At 36.3% G+C, this 1,002-nt stretch carries 1 protein-coding gene; it reads left to right on the top strand.

Annotated features, from left to right (window positions below; genetic code table 11):
* Positions 1-114: 114 nt before the first annotated feature.
* The coding region (locus E0F89_RS17020) for a PorP/SprF family type IX secretion system membrane protein (RefSeq protein WP_131910896.1) at positions 115-1,002 on the top strand (888 nt) is incomplete at its 3' end.

The raw sequence follows: 1,002 nt of genomic DNA, 5'->3' as shown, positions 1-1,002 counted from the left end.
TTCTAATAACCATTAATAACCCAAATCTTCGAATATAAACGGTATTTAAGGTACCAACTGACCTACCAGACTCTTATAAATGAGTTCAACAGATAATCTAAAATAATATCTAGTATGAAAACAAAATTATTTTCTTTCGTTTTGATGTTTACAGCCATTGTAAGTTTCGCGCAACAAGATGCTCAATTCACGCAGTACATGTACAACACAATCAATATTAATCCCGCTTACGCAGGATCTAGAGGTGCTTTGAGTATTTTTGCCTTGCATCGTACCCAATGGGTAGGACTTGATGGGGCACCGGTAACTAACGCTCTTTCAATTAACACACCGCTAAACTCAAGTAATGTCGGCTTAGGTATTTCTTTCATTAATGACAGAATAGGTCCCACGAATGAGAATACAATCTCGGCTGATTTTTCCTATACCGTGCCGACTTCCGAAACATTTAAACTTTCCTTTGGTATCAAGGCAACTGCCAATTTATTTGATTTGGATGTAAACCAATTAAACCCCGTGGATGATGATCCCGCTTTACGCAATTTTGACAATAAATTCTCGCCAAATATTGGAGCGGGGCTTTACCTGCATTCCGATAAAGCTTATATAGGATTTTCTGTTCCTAATTTCATAGAAACCAACCGATTTGATGATAATGAAGTGGCCATATTCAAAGAAAAAATAAATTACTATCTGATTGCCGGATATGTATTTGATTTCAATAATTCCATTAAATTTAAACCCGCTGTATTGACCAAAATGGTTGAGGGTGCTCCTCTTCAGCTTGATGTTTCTACAAACTTTATGTTCAATGAAAAATTTGTAGTCGGAGTGGCCTACAGATGGAGTGCCGCAGTAAGTGCCATGGTTGGATTTCAAGTTTCACAGGGTATGTATATAGGATACGGGTATGATCATGAAACAACTTCATTAAACAACTATAATTCCGGGTCACATGAGATTTTTCTGCGCTATGAATTATTTAATAATAATGGTAAAATT

The sequence above is a fragment of the Flavobacterium caseinilyticum genome, assembly GCF_004349085.1.
In the GTDB taxonomy this organism is placed as follows: domain Bacteria; phylum Bacteroidota; class Bacteroidia; order Flavobacteriales; family Flavobacteriaceae; genus Flavobacterium; species Flavobacterium caseinilyticum.
This window is presented reverse-complemented; position numbering and strand designations above follow the sequence as displayed.